The following is a 12,764-nucleotide window of genomic DNA, read 5'->3' as shown; positions in this document are numbered from 1 at the left end:
CCCCAGTGGGCAATCCACGGCACGCGAACGCGCGCACTCGTTATCAGAGATTGGCCTGAACAGAGGGTTGTTCAAGCCCCGTCGGGGAGACCGCCGGCGACGGTTGCCGCCGACGCAGCAAAACTCAGGCCGGCGCAGCGGCAACGCCTTCTTTGCGTTCGCCGTGCACATAAAGCGGCTGGGCGCGCCCCTCAATCACTTCCCGGTTGATCACCACTTCCTCGACCCCGTCCAGCGACGGGAGGTCGTACATGGTGTCGAGTAGGACCGTCTCCATGATGGAGCGAAGTCCGCGGGCGCCGGTCTTGCGCAGGATCGCCTTCTGGGCCACCGCGCGCAGTGCATCGTCGGAGAACTTGAGCTTCACGCCCTCCATGTCGAACAGCCGCTGATACTGCTTGATCAGCGCGTTCTTCGGGCGCGTCAGGATCTCGATGAGCGCGACCTCATCCAGGTCCTCTAGAGTGGCGATCACCGGCAGGCGGCCGACGAATTCGGGGATCAGGCCGTATCGCAGCAGATCTTCCGGTTCGAGATCCTTCAGGATTTCGCCGGTGCGGCGATCCTCCGGCCCGCGCACTTCCGCACCGAAGCCGATCGAGGTGCCTTGACGGCGCATCGAGATGATCTTGTCGAGGCCGGCGAAAGCGCCACCACATATGAACAGGATGTTGGTCGTGTCGACCTGCAGGAACTCCTGCTGCGGATGCTTGCGCCCGCCCTGCGGCGGCACGGAGGCGACGGTGCCTTCCATGATCTTCAGCAGCGCCTGCTGGACACCCTCGCCCGACACGTCGCGCGTGATCGACGTGTTGTCCGACTTGCGGCTGATCTTGTCGACCTCGTCGATGTAGACGATGCCGCGCTGCGCCCGCTCGACGTTGTAATCGGCTGCCTGAAGCAGCTTCAGGATGATGTTCTCGACGTCCTCGCCGACGTAACCGGCTTCGGTCAGCGTCGTGGCATCGGCCATGGTGAACGGCACGTCCAACATGCGGGCCAGCGTCTGGGCCAGCAACGTCTTGCCGCAGCCCGTCGGGCCGATCAGCATGATGTTGGACTTGGCGATCTCGATTTCGTTCGCCTTGCCGCCGTGGCTGAGCCGCTTGTAGTGATTGTGCACGGCCACAGCAAGAATACGCTTCGCCTGATCCTGGCCGATGACGTAATCATCGAGGATCTGACGGATTTCCTTGGGAGACGGTACCCCATCCTTGGACTTGACGAGGGTCGTCTTGCTCTCTTCCCTGATGATGTCCATGCAGAGTTCGACGCATTCATCGCAGATGAACACGGTCGGACCGGCAATGAGCTTGCGGACTTCGTGCTGGCTCTTGCCGCAGAAGCTGCAATACAGGGTGTTGCGGGAATCACCCCCGGACTTGGCGGCTGGCATGTCGGTAACGCACCTCCGCTTGGGGGGCCCCGCGACCTGAGGGCCCGCTCACAAGCCTATGTTAAACGTGCCGCCCGGACGGCGACAACATCAAAATATGGTGTGTCGCCGTGCGAACGGGAAACAATTGGTCGCGACTGCTGCTCAGGAGGCAGCAGCCTGGATGGTGGTCGGGGTCGGCCTCTTTTCGAGTACATCGTCGATGAGGCCGAATTCCTTGGCTTCCAGGGGAGCGAAGAACTTGTCACGCTCCATGGCCAGTTCGATCACTTCGATCGGCTTGCCGGTATGCTCCACGTACATCTGGTTGAGCCTGGCCCGGGTCGCAAGGATCTCGCGGGCGTGGATTTCGATGTCCGTGGCCTGGCCCTGGGCGCCGCCCGAGGGTTGATGGATCATGATCCGGGCATTCGGCAGGGCAAAACGCTTGCCCTTCTCGCCCGCCGTCAGCAGGAGAGAGCCCATCGACGCCGCCTGACCGTAGACCAGGGTCGAGATGTGCGGGCGGATGTAGCGCATGGTGTCGTAGATCGCCATGCCCGACGTCACCACGCCACCCGGCGAGTTGATGTAGAAGGAGATGTCCTTCGTCGGGTTCTCGGCTTCGAGGTAGAGCAGCTGGGCACAGATTACGCCCGCCACATGGTCCTCGACCGGACCGTTCAGAAAGATGATCCGCTCCTTCAGCAGCCTCGACCAGATATCGTAGCCGCGCTCGCCGCGCGCCGATTGCTCGACCACCATCGGCACGTAGTAGTTGTTGTAGACTTCCAGCGGATCGCGGTCGCGAATCATCGCGGGCCCCCTTGAGTGACTGATCGATGAAAAGTGGCAGCGCCGGTGATCCCGTTCAAGGCCACCGGCCCAAGATCAGTCTGCGGCCTTCTCGCCGGCCTCTTCCTCTTCCGCCTCGCGGGCGGCCTTGAGCAGTTCCTCCGGTGTAACCGACTTCTCGGAAACCTTGGCGAGCTCGAGGATGAAGTCGACCGTCTTCTCCTCGAAGATCGGCGCGCGAAGCTGGTCCTTCACTTCCGGATTCTTGCTGAAGTACTCCAGAACCTGGCGCTCCTGGCCCTGGTAGCGCATGGCTTCGCGCATCGCGGCCTGGTTGAGTTCCTCCGGCGTGACGTCGATGCTGTTGGAGCGTCCGACATCGGCCAGCAGCAGGCCCAGGCGAACCCGGCGCTCGGCGATGTCGCGATACTCCTTGCGCATCTTCTCTTCGTCTTCCTCGACCTTCTGGCCGTTCTTCTTGGCTTCTTCGATGCGCTGCCAGATCGCGTTGAATTCGCCCTCGACGAGGCCTTCCGGCACGGCAAACTTGTGGCTGTCCGCGAGCTTGTCGAGCAACTGACGCTTGATCATCGTGCGGGAGATCTGCGTGTAGTCCTGCCCGATCCGCTCGCCGATCGCCTTGCGCATCGCCTCGAGGTTCTCGAAGTTGTTCTTCTTGGCCAGCTCATCGTCCGCCGGCGTGTCGACGTACTCGAGCACTTCCTTGACCGTGCACTTGAACACGGCGTCCTTGCCGGCGAGTTCGGGCGCACCGTATTCGGCCGGGAAGGTGACCTTCACGTCGACGGGCTTGCCGAGCTCGGCGCCGATCAGCTGATCCTCGAAGCCCGGGATGAACGAGCCCGAGCCGATCTCCAGCACGTAGTCCTGGGCTGCACCGCCGGGGAACTCGACACCGTCCACCGATCCCACGAAGTCGAGCTTGATGGCATCGCCCTTCTGCGCGGCACGCGGCGGATCGACGGGCTTCTGCTCGCGGTTCGCCTTGGCGATGCGCTCGAGCGCCTCATCGATGTCCTTCTCCGGAACCTCGGCCTTGAGCCGCTCGAGCTCGACGCCCGAGAAATCGAGCTGGCCGATTTCGGGCAGCACCTCGACGACGACCTCGAATTCGACGTCCTTGCCCTCCTCGAGCTGCTTGAGGTCGACGCGCGGTTGCAGGGCGGGCTTCAGGCCGCGATCCTCGATCGCCTTCGCCGTGCTGGTGTTGACGGCCGCTTCGACCGCCTCACCGAACAGCGCCTGGCCATACTGCTTCTTCAGGAGGCTGACCGGCACCTTGCCCGGACGGAAGCCCGGCAGGGCCGCAGTCTTCGCCATTTCGGCGAGGCGCTCGTCGATTTTCGACGTGAGCTCGCTCGACGGTACGACGATCTTGAACTGGTGCTTCAGGCCTTCAGCCGAGAGTTCCGTAACTTGCATTGTCTCACTTCCATTTCCTGGTGCGGGCGGAGGGACTTGAACCCCCACGCCTTGCGGCACGAGAACCTAAATCTCGCGTGTCTACCAATTCCACCACGCCCGCCCGAAGCCAGCCCAAACCACATTCTGAGCCATCGGGGCGTGCCGCGAAGGCCGAATCGCGCGCCTCTTAGCCCGACCCCGCCGACCGGTCAATTGAAGGACGACACCGACTGAAGTGCGCGAGGAAGAAGCGCGGGCAAATCCTCGGCGATCAGGCCGGGACCGCCGAACAGCCGCGCACAGTCTCCATGCAGCCAGGCCGCCGCCGAGGCCGCGCCGAACGGCGTGAGACCCTGCGCCAGCAGTCCGCCGATCAGTCCTGCGAGCACGTCGCCCGACCCCGCCGTGGCCAGTGCGGGCGTGGCGTGCACGTTGATGACGGCGCGGCCATCCGGATCGGCGATCACCGTGTCGGGTCCCTTCAACAGCACGGTCGCCCCGCTGCGCGCCGCCGCTTCCCTCACCCGGTCCAGCTTGCCGGCCCGGCCACCGAGGTCCGGAAAGAGCCGGCGGAACTCGCCTTCATGGGGAGTGAGCAATGTCGGGCCCCGAACTCTGCGAAAGAGCAGCTTCGGGTCCGCCGCGAACACGGTGAGCGCGTCGGCGTCGAGAACCACGCTGCGTCTGGCATCGAGGGCCGCGAGGACCGCCTCTCTCGTCCGCTCGCCCGTGCCCGATCCCGGCCCGATGAGAATGGCATTGCGCCGCTCGTCGCTCAGCAGATGGGCGAACATCGCGCCGTCGTCGGCTTCGACGATGAGATTGCCGGGCTCCGCCGCCTGGAACGCAGGCAACGTCGAACGAAAGGCCGCGATCGTGACCAGTCCGGCGCCCACCCGGCGTCCGGCCAGCGCGGCGAGGCGCGCTGCGCCCGTGGCATGAGGGCCGGCCAGGATCGTGAGGTGACCGCGCGCATATTTGTGATCGGCGAGGTCGTCACGCCGCAGCAGATGCGCCCACAGAGCCGGGCCGTTCAGCCAGACCCGGGGACCAATCTCCGTCAGGGCATCGGCTGGGATGCCGATGTCGGCGATGTGCAGGTGGCCGCAGCGCCGCAAGCCCTCGACCGAATAGTGGCCGGGCTTCGCCCGAAAGAAAGACACGGTCGTCGCCGCTTCGAGCGCATGGCCCAGGATTTCCCCGGTATCGCCGTGCAGGCCGCTCGGCACATCGACGGCGACGACGGGCAGCTTCCGGGCATTCACCAACTCGATGGCGGCACCGATCTCGCCATCGATCGGCCGACTGAGGCCCGCCCCGAATATGGCATCGATCACGAGAGGCGCATCGTCGAGCATCGTGGCGGACCATAGCTCGACCGATCCCGCCCAGGTCCCGGCCGCCCAGGCCGCATCGCCCTTGAGATTGCCGACTGCCCCGAACAGAACGAGACGGACGGGCCATCCCGCCTCCTGCAGCCGTCGCGCCGCGACGAAGCCGTCGCCGCCATTGTTTCCCGGCCCGCAGAGCACCACCACCGGCCGCCTGGTGTAACGCTGCATCGCAGCCGCGGCCACGGCGCGGCCCGCGGCCTCCATGAGGACCCGGCCGGGCACTCCGCCGGCAATCGCAAAGGCATCGGCCCGCGCCATCTCGGCACAGTTCAGGAGAGCCAGTTCGCCTCGGGGAAGGAGATCGCGCATTTTCAGACCTGGGGGGCTTCTCGTGAGGGCGATTGGGGCGGCCGACCGGATTTGAACCGGCGACATCCAGAATCACAATCTGGCGCTCTAACCAACTGAGCTACGGCCGCCATCGCGGATCGCTCCCGACGAAGCGGCGCCTTCCTACGCCCCGGCGGCGGGAGCGTCAAGAAACAGGCGGGGTCGGCGGCAGAAGTCGATCGATGGCCCGCTTCCAGGCATCGCAGGCATCCTCGAACGACCATCCGAACTGCTCGCGCATGCGCGCCCAGCTTTCGAAATCGACCAGCGTGTCAATGGCCAGAATCGTCTGGTGCCGCTCGCGCTTGTCGAGTGCCGTGAGTTCCGACGCGTACAGTTCCTCAATTCGCCGGATGACCAACTCGCGAATCAGCCGTATCCGCGCCTTGAGATCCGGCGAATCCCCTTGGTTGGCGTTGAGCGCCCGCCAAAGTGGCAGCCATTCCTCGCAGACCCTGCCGTGTCCTCGCGCTGCGCCGCCTTCGGCCGTCGACGGGTTGAGCCTGGACCGAAACTTCGCATGGCTGCATGCCCCGCTCCGTCATTCCGTGCCGCCGGAATTCCCAGGTAGCAGGCGATCGATCGCCTGCGTCCAGACGAGGCAAGCCTCGTCGATGGACAGGCCGAACAGTTCGCGCATCCTGGCCCAGCTTTCGACATCCGTCAGCGCTTCGAGTGCAATCAGGATCCGGCGTCGCTCCCCATGAGGCATCAAGGCGAACTCCGGTGCGAACATCAGCTCCATGCGAGCTGTGACGTGGTCACGCGCCAGACGGATGCGCGACTTCAGTTCCGGCGAGTCGCCCTGGTTCACGATCAGCGAACGCCACAGCGGCAGCCAGCTCTCGCAGGTCTGACCGCGAGTCCGGACATGTGAGTCGATCCTGGTCTTGCGGTCGCCATCGGCTCCCCATGGCGGCGCCAGCGCCGCCATCTGCGCGAGCGAATAGTCGACGGCCGCCACCTGAAGTGCGCGGATATCGGGAAATCGCTCGAACACCGAGCGCACCGAATAGCCCGCCGTCTCGGCGATTTCGGCGGCCGTCGGTACACGCGGAGACATCTGCTGGGCCAGCGCAAGGTAGGCTTCGATGATCAACTGCTTGGTCCGCTCGCTGCGAAGTCGGCGGCCGTCGATCTTGTTTGGTCCAGAATTCATGATGGTGCGAGTTCTTGCGGGGTCGGTGGCAGGATTCGGTCAATGGCCCGGATCCAGACGCCACAGCTTTCGGCGAACGAAAGGCCGTGCATGTCGCGCATCCGCGCCCAGCTCTCGATATCGGTCACGGCTTCCAGAGCGATCAGGAGATTGCGGCGTTCGATCAGGGAGAGCATCGACAGTTCTGGTCGATACATGAGCTCCATCCGCTGGATCGTTCGGTCGCGCGCGATCTTGATGCGTGCCTTGAGGGCGTCGTTCTCGTCGACATTGAACAGCAGCGCACGCCACAGCGCGACCCCACGCTCGCACGTCCCTGCCCTTGTCTCCACCTGCGACCTGATGCGTGTGGCGCGATCACCATCGACGTCGCGCGCCGGCGCCAACGCCGCCGCATGAGCCAGGCTATAATCGGCCGCCGCGACTCGCAGCGTGTGGAGGTCCGGAAAGCGCTCGAAAATGGACCGGACGGAGTAGCCGGCCCGCGCCGCGATCTCCGCCGCGGTCGGCATCGGCACCGACGGGTTCTCCCGGATCAGATCCAGGTAGGCCTCGATGATGAGCTGCTTTGTCCGTTCGCTGCGCAAACGACGACCATCCATGCGAATGGGCTTGGGGGCCGCCGCTGCGGGGGCAGCGTCGTCGGTCCAATTCATTTCGGCAGCAAGCTCACCATGGAACGCCATGCGCGCCGGATATGGCCCGGATATGCAGATATTGGCAATGCCAATGCAGTAACTCTCTTGGTTCAGGGCCAAAGCGGCCTGAAAAGTGGATGACAATTGCATCCTATAGCTTGGAAACTGCAAATACCAGAGATTTAGTCTCCAAAATGGGCCGCCAACCGCTGGATGGCGCTGTCCAACGTGGCGTCATGTTTGCAGAAGCAGAAGCGCGCGAAATACCGGGGAGCCTCGGGCGACTGGTAAAAGGCACTGACCGGGACGGCTGTTACTCCCGCCTTTACAGTTATGTGACGGCAGAATTCCTCATCCGTGCCGTTGAAGCCCAGCGGCCGGAAGTCCGTGGTGACAAAGTAGGTCCCATGGGCCGGCAGGACGTCGAAACCGATCGTCGCCAGAGCGCCTGCGAGTCGGTCGCGTTTGCGCTGCATGTCGGCGGCCAAGGTCGAGAAATACCCGTCCTGCAACCGCAGCCCCGTTGCCGCCCCCCACTGGAGGTTGGGCGGGGTCGTGAAGGTCATGAACTGGTGCGTCCTGGCAATCGGCGTCATCAGCCCCGGCGCGGCGGTGATGTACCCCACCTTCCACCCCGTCAGGCTGAAGCTCTTGCCGGCAGAGCCGATCCGCACCGTGCGATCACGCATGCCCGGCAGGGTCATCAGCGAGATGTGCCGCCGGTCGTCGAAGATGATGTGCTCGTAGACCTCGTCGCAGATGGCGTAGACGTCATGCCCCACGCAGAGCTCCGCGATGAAGGAGAGTTCCTCCCGGTCGAAGACCTTCGAACAGGGGTTCATCGGCGTATTGAAGAGGATGAGCTTGGTCTTGGGGCCAAAAGCGGCAGCCAGCTCCTCCTTCGGCAGGCGCCACTCGGGCGGCTCCAGTCGCACCAGCCGGGGGATTCCGCCCGCTCGCCGCACGATGGGCAGGTAGGAATCGTAGAGCGGCTCGATCAGCACGACCTCGTCGCCCGGCTCGATCAGGCCGAACAGGCAGTCGCCAAGGGCCTCTGTCGCGCCGGACGTGACGAGCACCTCGCTTTGCCAGTCAACCTCCAGCCCCTGGAAACGCCTCGCGTGTTCCGCCACCGCCTGCCGCAGTTCCGGTATTCCCATCATCGGCGGGTACTGGTTGTGGCCATTCAGCAGATAGTCTGCCGCCGCGGCACGAACCTCCTCCGGTCCCTTGTCGTCGGGAAATCCCTGGCCGAGGTTGACGGAATTGTGTTCGCGGGCAAGCGCCGACATGACTTCGAACACGGTCGTGCCCAAGCCGGCCATCGTCGAGTTTGCAGGTTTCATGGATTCTGTACTGCCTGATATTTGATCATTTAGCTGATGAATGTTTGCTCAACCCGCCTGATAAACAGACAGAGTGAATCGACAATTCCCGTTTCAGGTCGTGGAAATTTCTGGCATGGAATGTGCTTCCCTGTATCTCACACGGGCTCTTCCGATTGGGAGGACCCGGTGCCTGCGCGCGGAGTGTCTCAAGCCAAATGAAGAAGATCGAAGCGATCATCAAGCCCTTCAAACTGGATGAGGTGAAGGACGCCCTCAACCAGATCGGCCTGAAAGGCATCACGGTTCTCGAGGCCAAGGGCTTCGGCCGCCAGAAAGGCCATACCGAACTCTATCGTGGCGCGGAATACGTCGTCGACTTCCTGCCGAAGGTGAAGCTCGAACTCATCATCGAGGATGAGATGGTGGAAAAGGCGGTCGAGGCGATTCGCAGCTCCGCGCACACCGGTCGCATCGGCGACGGCAAGATCTTCGTGTCGAGTATCGACGACGCGATTCGAATTCGTACTGGTGAGCGTGGTGACGCCGCCGTATGAGGACCCGGCCTTTGGGGGCTGAAGCAGTAAACCACAAGTAGAGGGACGATCGACAATGGATGCCAAACAGGTTCTCGCGCTGATCAAGGAAAAGGACGTCAAGTTCGTTGACTTCCGCTTTACCGATCCGCGCGGCAAGTGGCAGCACACGGCCCGCATGGCGTCCGCCACCGACGAAGGCACCTTCGAAGACGGCGTGATGTTCGACGGCTCCTCGATCGCCGGCTGGAAGGCGATCAACGAGTCCGACATGATCCTGATGCCGGATCCCTCCACCGCCGTGCTCGATCCCTTCTCCGCGCAGACCACGCTGATCGTCAGCTGCGACGTCGTCGAGCCCTCGACCGGCCAGCTCTACGCCCGCTGCCCGCGCTCGACCGCCAAGCGCGCCGAGGCCTTCATGAAGTCGTCCGGCATCGGCGACACCGCCGTGTTCGGACCCGAGCTCGAGTTCTTCGTGTTCGACGACGTCCGCTACGACGTCCAGATGCAGGGCAGCTTCTACAGCATCTCCTCCAACGAATCGCCGTGGAACACCGGCATCGCGGTCGAAGGCGGCAACCTGGCCCATCGTCCGGGCGTCAAGGGTGGCTACTTCCCCGTCCAGCCGGTCGACACCCACAACGACCTGCGCGCGGAGATGATGTCGGTCTGCACCGACATGGGCCTCACCATGGAAATCCACCATCACGAGGTGGCTCCGGCGCAGAACGAACTCGGCTTCAAGTTCGACACGCTCGTGAAGACCGCCGACAACGTGCAGAAGTACAAGTACTCGCTGCATAACGTCGCCCACAGCTACGGCAAGTCGCTGACCTTCATGCCGAAGCCGCTCTACGGCGACAACGGCTCGGGCATGCACACCCACCAGTCGATCTGGAAGGACGGCAAGCCGCTGTTCGCCGGTTCGGGCTATGCCGACCTGTCGGAGACGGCGCTGTACTACATCGGCGGCATCATCAAGCACGCCAAGGCGCTGAACGCGTTCACCAACGCCAGCACCAACTCCTACAAGCGCGTCATCCCGGGCTTCGAGGCGCCGGTGCTGCTGGCCTACTCCTCGCGCAACCGCTCGGCCTCGTGCCGCATCCCCTACGCGTCCTCGCCCAAGGGCAAGCGCGTCGAGGTCCGCTTCCCCGATCCCTCGGCCAACCCGTACCTCGCCTTCGCGGCGATGCTGATGGCCGGCATCGACGGCATCAACAACAAGATCCATCCGGGCGACCCGATGGACAAGAACCTGTACGACCTGCCGCCGGAAGAACTCTCGAAGGTTCCGACCGTCGCCGGCTCGCTGCGCGAGGCCCTCAACGCCCTCGACGCCGACCGCTCGTTCCTCACCAAGGGCGGCGTGTTCACCGACGACCAGATCGACGCCTACATGGAGCTCAAGTGGGAAGAGGTCTACAACTGGGAACACCAGCCGGCCCCGATCGAGTACAAGATGTACTACTCGATCTGATCTTTTCCGAACTTTCGGATCATGGAAGGGCCCGCTGTTGCGGGCCCTTCTTTTGTTGGAGGATGCGCGTCGCAACACTTCTGAGGGAACGGACATGGGCTGGATGGACGAGACGATGGAGACCCTGCGGCCCTGGATCGGGCGGGTACGCACGGTCGAGGACGATATCGGCATGATGGCCGTCCGCCGCGTCGCCGCGACCTTCGACGTCGACCCTGATTCGATCAAGCGCGGCCAGGAGCTGCCGCCGCACTGGTTCACCGTCTTCTTCGCCGAGACCGTCCGCCAGGGCGAGCTGGGTCCCGACGGCCATCCCAACAAGGGCATCGTCCTGCCGCCGATCCCGATGCCACGCCGTATGGGCGCTGGCCGCCGGGTCGAGATCATGGGACGCCTCAAGGCCGGCGAGCCGGCGCTGAAGAAGGCCGAGGTGGCGAACATCGTCCCCAAGACCGGCCGCTCGGGCGACATCTTTGTGCTGACGATGCGCCACACGATCGAACAGGGCGGCCGGACCATCGCCTCCGACACGTTCGACGCCATCTACCGGCCCGCCGTCCCGCCTGGCCAGAAGACCACGGCCACCGTGGCCACGCAGGCCCGCACCGACCAGGCCTGGAGCGAGACGACGCAGCTCACCAACACGCTCAATTTCCGCTACGGCGGCATCACCTGGAACGCCCACCGCATCCACTATGACGGCGACTACACGCGCAACGAGGAAGGCTATCCCGCCATCGTCTCCAATGGCGGCCTGTCGATGCACCTGATGGTCGATGCCGCGCTGAAGCACGCCAGGGGCGAGCTGAAGGGCTACAGCGCCCGCCTCGTCCATCCGCTCTGGGTCGGCGACCTGATCGACGTGCGCGGCGAGGAACAGAAGGACGGCAAACTGAAGCTCTGGGCCGCCGACAAGAACGGCGTGCTGTGCGGCGAGATGGATCTGGAGTTCGCGGCGTGAGCGGTGGTCCGCTCTCCGGCGTGAGAGTGGTCGACCTGACGACGGTGGTCGTGGGTCCCATCTGCACGCGCACCCTGGCCGACTACGGCGCCGAGGTCATCAAGGTCGAGGCCCCGGGCGGCGATCTTTTACGCACCATGGCGCAGGGCAGCCGCAATCCCGGCATGTCGGGCAAGTTCATCAACTTCAACCGCAACAAGCGGTCGATCGTGCTCGACATCAAGCAGCCGGACGGGCTCGCGGCGCTGCATCGCCTGATCGAGAAGGCCGACGTGTTCGTGAGCAACGTGCGGCCCGAGGCCCTCACCCGCGCCGGGCTCGATCATGCGAGCCTCGCGAAGAAGAACCCGAAGCTGATCCACTGCTCGATCCTGGCCTTCGGTCGTGGCGGCCGCTACTACAACCGCCCCGCCTACGATCCCATCGTGCAGAGCCTGTCCGGCGTCGCCGGCACCCTGGAGCGCGCCACCGGCGAGCCGCGCTTCGTGCCCATGGTGATGAGCGATCACACCACGGGCCTGATCGCCGCCCAGTGCATCGGCTTCGCGCTGTACCGGCGCGAGAAGACCGGCCGCGGCGAGGCGATCGACGTGCCCATGCTCGAGAATATGGCCTCGTTCGTGTCGAGCGAGCATCTCGGCGCGGCGACCTTCGATCCGCCGATCGGTCCCAGCGGCGACGGCCGCCTGCTCAGCCCCGACTACCGCCCGCTGCCCACGAAGGACGGCTACATCACCGTCGGGCCCAACACCAACCCGCAGGCCTTCGCCTTCTTCGACGCCATCGGCCGGCCGGAACTGAAGACCGACCCGCGCTTCGACAGCGCCTTCGCCCGCACCAACAACGCCGCCGCCTATTTCGAGGTCCGCAAGACCGGCCTTGCACAGAAGACGACGGCGGAATGGCTGGAGATCTTCGACCGGCTCGACGTGCCGGCCGCGCGCTACAACACGATCGACGACCTGCTCACCGATCCCCACTTGGCCGATGTCGGCTTCTTCCAGCCCGAGGACCATCCCAGCGAAGGCCGCATCCGCCGTTCGCGCCGCGCCAACAAGTTCTCCGGCGGAGAACGCGCGGCCGAGACGCATGCGCCCCGCCTTGGCGAGCATACCGCCGAGATTCTCAGCGAGGCCGGATACGGCGAGGCAGAGATCGAGAAGATGCGGACGTCGGGCGCGGTGCGCTGACCGCTCCTTCGGCGCACCGCGCCGGCCCCGACAAACTTGTCATCCTGACCGCAGCGAAGGACCTTTCCGCTTGCCCGAAACGATGCACCGGCTTGCGTGCCTCGCCGGCGCGGCCAAGCCGCACAAATGAAATATCCGAAATAACCGAAACAA

The 12,764-nt window shown here is 64.4% G+C and carries 12 protein-coding genes and 2 tRNA genes; 4 read left to right on the top strand and 10 right to left on the bottom strand.

Translation table 11 applies throughout. From position 1 onward, the window contains the following. Positions 1-124: 124 nt before the first annotated feature. The 10 genes from clpX to Q7V45_RS12715 form a co-directional block, all read right to left on the bottom strand. Positions 125-1,396, bottom strand: a complete 1,272-nt coding sequence (gene clpX / locus Q7V45_RS12760) for an ATP-dependent Clp protease ATP-binding subunit ClpX (RefSeq protein WP_304852456.1) — start codon at positions 1,394-1,396, stop codon at positions 125-127. Positions 1,397-1,540: 144 nt separating this feature from the next. After that, on the bottom strand, positions 1,541-2,191 hold the full coding sequence (locus Q7V45_RS12755) for an ATP-dependent Clp protease proteolytic subunit (protein WP_304852454.1): 651 nt from the start codon (positions 2,189-2,191) through the stop codon (positions 1,541-1,543). Positions 2,192-2,266: 75 nt separating this feature from the next. Then, entirely contained in the window at positions 2,267-3,613 is a 1,347-nt protein-coding gene (gene tig, locus Q7V45_RS12750) for a trigger factor (protein WP_304852452.1), read from the bottom strand. Between the two features lie 18 nt (positions 3,614-3,631). Continuing rightward, positions 3,632-3,716, bottom strand: a tRNA-Leu gene (locus Q7V45_RS12745). A gap of 88 nt (positions 3,717-3,804) precedes the next feature. Further along, positions 3,805-5,298 carry an NAD(P)H-hydrate dehydratase gene (locus Q7V45_RS12740; RefSeq protein ID WP_304852450.1) on the bottom strand — a complete coding sequence of 498 codons (1,494 nt, stop codon included), beginning with the start codon at positions 5,296-5,298 and terminating at the stop codon, positions 3,805-3,807. 33 nt (positions 5,299-5,331) lie between these two features. Beyond that, positions 5,332-5,408, bottom strand: a tRNA-His gene (locus Q7V45_RS12735). A gap of 56 nt (positions 5,409-5,464) precedes the next feature. Then, positions 5,465-5,680 (bottom strand): hypothetical protein, encoded by a 216-nt coding sequence (locus Q7V45_RS12730; protein ID WP_304852448.1) that lies wholly within the window; start codon positions 5,678-5,680, stop codon positions 5,465-5,467. A gap of 180 nt (positions 5,681-5,860) precedes the next feature. Beyond that, positions 5,861-6,478 (bottom strand): TetR/AcrR family transcriptional regulator, encoded by a 618-nt coding sequence (locus tag Q7V45_RS12725; RefSeq protein WP_304852446.1) that lies wholly within the window; start codon positions 6,476-6,478, stop codon positions 5,861-5,863. Continuing rightward, positions 6,475-7,266: a TetR/AcrR family transcriptional regulator gene (locus tag Q7V45_RS12720; RefSeq protein WP_304852444.1), complete on the bottom strand. Its 792-nt coding sequence runs from the start codon at positions 7,264-7,266 to the stop codon at positions 6,475-6,477. Before Q7V45_RS12720 ends, Q7V45_RS12725 begins: the two co-directional genes overlap by 4 nt. A gap of 32 nt (positions 7,267-7,298) precedes the next feature. After that, positions 7,299-8,462, bottom strand: a complete 1,164-nt coding sequence (locus tag Q7V45_RS12715) for an aminotransferase (RefSeq protein WP_304852442.1) — start codon at positions 8,460-8,462, stop codon at positions 7,299-7,301. Positions 8,463-8,659: 197 nt separating this feature from the next. On the opposite strand from Q7V45_RS12715, the gene Q7V45_RS12710 reads away from it, so the two are divergent. The 4 genes from Q7V45_RS12710 (at position 8,660) to Q7V45_RS12695 (ending at position 12,611) form a co-directional block, all read left to right on the top strand. Beyond that, positions 8,660-8,998, top strand: a complete 339-nt coding sequence (locus Q7V45_RS12710) for a P-II family nitrogen regulator (protein WP_092828392.1) — start codon at positions 8,660-8,662, stop codon at positions 8,996-8,998. 55 nt (positions 8,999-9,053) lie between these two features. Next, complete coding sequence (gene glnA / locus Q7V45_RS12705; protein ID WP_304852437.1) at positions 9,054-10,460, top strand: type I glutamate--ammonia ligase; 1,407 nt, start codon at positions 9,054-9,056, stop codon at positions 10,458-10,460. A 94-nt stretch (positions 10,461-10,554) separates the two neighbouring features. Next, positions 10,555-11,421, top strand: a complete 867-nt coding sequence (locus Q7V45_RS12700) for a hypothetical protein (RefSeq protein WP_304852435.1) — start codon at positions 10,555-10,557, stop codon at positions 11,419-11,421. Further along, complete coding sequence (locus Q7V45_RS12695; RefSeq protein WP_304852433.1) at positions 11,418-12,611, top strand: CaiB/BaiF CoA-transferase family protein; 1,194 nt, start codon at positions 11,418-11,420, stop codon at positions 12,609-12,611. Before Q7V45_RS12700 ends, Q7V45_RS12695 begins: the two co-directional genes overlap by 4 nt. The last annotated feature ends 153 nt before the right edge of the window (positions 12,612-12,764 follow it).

This window comes from Reyranella sp., assembly GCF_030651995.1.
GTDB lineage: Bacteria > Pseudomonadota > Alphaproteobacteria > Reyranellales > Reyranellaceae > Reyranella.
This window is presented reverse-complemented; position numbering and strand designations above follow the sequence as displayed.

Coding starts and splice junctions, on each gene's coding strand:
- tig (WP_304852452.1), bottom strand. CDS start 3,613: ATGCAAGTTACGGAACTCTCGGCTGAAGGCCTGAAGCACCAGTTCAAG.
- Q7V45_RS12755 (WP_304852454.1), bottom strand. CDS start 2,191: ATGATTCGCGACCGCGATCCGCTGGAAGTCTACAACAACTACTACGTG.
- Q7V45_RS12715 (WP_304852442.1), bottom strand. CDS start 8,462: ATGAAACCTGCAAACTCGACGATGGCCGGCTTGGGCACGACCGTGTTC.
- Q7V45_RS12740 (WP_304852450.1), bottom strand. CDS start 5,298: ATGCGCGATCTCCTTCCCCGAGGCGAACTGGCTCTCCTGAACTGTGCC.
- glnA (WP_304852437.1), top strand. CDS start 9,054: ATGGATGCCAAACAGGTTCTCGCGCTGATCAAGGAAAAGGACGTCAAG.
- clpX (WP_304852456.1), bottom strand. CDS start 1,396: ATGCCAGCCGCCAAGTCCGGGGGTGATTCCCGCAACACCCTGTATTGC.
- Q7V45_RS12710 (WP_092828392.1), top strand. CDS start 8,660: ATGAAGAAGATCGAAGCGATCATCAAGCCCTTCAAACTGGATGAGGTG.
- Q7V45_RS12725 (WP_304852446.1), bottom strand. CDS start 6,478: ATGAATTCTGGACCAAACAAGATCGACGGCCGCCGACTTCGCAGCGAG.
- Q7V45_RS12700 (WP_304852435.1), top strand. CDS start 10,555: ATGGGCTGGATGGACGAGACGATGGAGACCCTGCGGCCCTGGATCGGG.
- Q7V45_RS12720 (WP_304852444.1), bottom strand. CDS start 7,266: ATGCAATTGTCATCCACTTTTCAGGCCGCTTTGGCCCTGAACCAAGAG.